Here is a 2,143-nt window from a genome sequence, read left to right as displayed (position 1 = left end):
ATTCTTTTATATATTTTAAAGTTTACTTCTTTTATTCTATCTTTTATAAATAATAATGCCTCGGAATGTTATATCTTTTTTGGGTTCTTTATCATTCTCTATTTCTTTAATGCCAATTGCCAAGATTCTGATAACCCTTTTTTCCATATTCTTTTTCAATTTTTTCAATTTTCTCTTTATATTTGTCTATTCTAAATGTTTTATTGTTTATTATTATATATTTTGAAATAGATAAAAGGGAGGATGGAGATCCTTTTATTATTGCATATTTTTTATCATTATATTTTACTATTACAGCAAGATCTTTTTCTGTATGGATCAAAATAATTTATAGAATATCTTTCTAAGAATTTGGAATTTTTTAAATATTTTGTCAAGTTTATATATTGATAAATTTGATAGGANNTCCAAGCATTTTTTTCTATATCTATTGTTAAATAATTTTTTANNNNATTATACAAAAATATTAAGAATTCTTTTATTTCATCTATATTTACTATTTTTTTATTAAAAATTATTTCTACTTTATTTTTATATATTTTATATATAAAATTTTCCATTATAAAAAAATTTATTTATAACTAATTCGATTATATGTAATTGTGCCAGTTTTATCTAAAACAACAGTATCTATATTGCTAATATCTTCCAATATGTTGGGATCTTTTACATATATATGATCCTTTTCCAATTTTTGGCTATTATTGTATATATTAATACTAATGCTGCAGGCAATCCTTCTGGTACTACAACAATAGCTAAAGCTATTACGAATATTATNNGCTGGTATAAATTTATTATATTCTTTATTAATAATATTACAAAAGATATAATTACGTTTATTGATGATAATTATTATCATGTAATATGAGAATCTATCCAATTCTTCCTGTAGTAGAGATTTATTTCTTTTTTGTTTTGTTATATTTTTGTATATACTTCAATAATATGTATTGTTTCCAGTTTCAACTACAACCCATTGCAATTCCTTTTATTATATAGCTATTCTGAAATATCATATTTTTTCTTTCTTTTATTGGAATATCCTTTGGTAATATCGTATTATATTTTTTTACTGGTTCTGCTTCACCAGTTAAAGAGCTTTCATCAACTTCTAGGTCAATTGATTCTATTATTCTTATATTTGCAGGAGCTCTTTGTCCATATTTTAATACAATAATGTCCCCTGGCAACAATTTTTGATGATTTTATATATTTATATTTTCCATTTCTAATAACTAAAACATTGCTTTCTATATTTTCTTCTAAAGATTTTATTATTTTTTCAGATTTTTTATCATGTAAGTAATCTGATACTACATATAATATTAGAAATAATGTTATTGCAGATCCTTCAGAAATACCACCAAAAATAATTGATAATATATCTGCAACAAGAAACAATAATAGGAATGGATTTTTTAAATATTCAATTATAATTTTTATGAAATTCTTTTTCTCTAATTTTATTTTATTTTCTCCATATATTTTTAACCTCCTTTAGATTAATAGTCATTTAAACCCTTATATGAAGTATTTAATTTTTTAAATACTTCTTCAATAGATAAAGAATGCCACATTATAAATTTTTATAGAATTTACGAATTTTATAAATTATAAAATGTTGCTTATAAATTTAAAATCTTATATAGAAACAATTGGAAAAAGGGGATTAGAATTATTAGAAGCTGCTGAAAAAGTCTCTGAAGAATATAATATTGATATAGGAATTGCTCCGCAATTTCCTGATATATATTTATTATCAAGAAATGCAAAGAAAGTAAAAATATTTTCACAACATATAGATCCAATTGAGCCAGGTGCTTATACAGGATATATATTACCCGAAGCTGTAAAAGAGGCTGGTGCTGTTGGAACTTTAATAAATCATTCAGAAAAACCAATGAAAATGGTATAGATATAGAAAAGGCAATAAATATAGCAAAAAGGTTAGGTTTAATTACAGTAGTATGTGCAAATGATAATATTGTAGCTGCTGCAGTTGCAAAATTAAATCCAGATTATGTTGCTGTAGAACCGCCAGAATTAATAGGAACTGGAATTTCTGTATCAACTGCAAGACCTGAGATAGTAATAAATTCTGTTAAGATGATAAAAGAAATTAATTCAAATATTAAAGTAT

At 23.0% G+C, this 2,143-nt stretch carries 3 protein-coding genes and 1 pseudogene (1 of these 4 running past the window's edge); 1 reads left to right on the top strand and 3 read right to left on the bottom strand.

Annotation, left to right across the window (positions count from 1 at the left end; genetic code table 11):
* Positions 1 to 106 precede the first annotated feature (106 nt).
* The 3 genes from LUA84_RS03215 to LUA84_RS05385 all read right to left on the bottom strand — a co-directional run bounded on the left by LUA84_RS03215 (position 107) and on the right by LUA84_RS05385 (position 1,488).
* On the bottom strand, positions 107 to 322 hold the full coding sequence (locus tag LUA84_RS03215) for a hypothetical protein (protein WP_231434409.1): 216 nt from the start codon (positions 320 to 322) through the stop codon (positions 107 to 109).
* 643 nt (positions 323 to 965) lie between these two features.
* Positions 966 to 1,193 (bottom strand): P-type ATPase, encoded by a 228-nt coding sequence (locus LUA84_RS03210; RefSeq protein WP_231434408.1) that lies wholly within the window; start codon positions 1,191 to 1,193, stop codon positions 966 to 968.
* Positions 1,120 to 1,488, bottom strand: coding sequence for a cation-transporting P-type ATPase (locus LUA84_RS05385; protein WP_457913364.1), 369 nt, complete (start codon positions 1,486 to 1,488; stop codon positions 1,120 to 1,122). The genes LUA84_RS03210 and LUA84_RS05385 overlap by 74 nt, the downstream gene beginning before the upstream one ends.
* Positions 1,489 to 1,621: 133 nt before the next feature.
* Here LUA84_RS05385 and tpiA point away from each other — a divergent pair.
* Positions 1,622 to 2,143, top strand: a pseudogene (tpiA, locus tag LUA84_RS04435) (triose-phosphate isomerase); it runs 146 nt beyond the window's last position.

This window comes from Candidatus Nanopusillus massiliensis, assembly GCF_920984865.1.
This window is presented reverse-complemented; position numbering and strand designations above follow the sequence as displayed.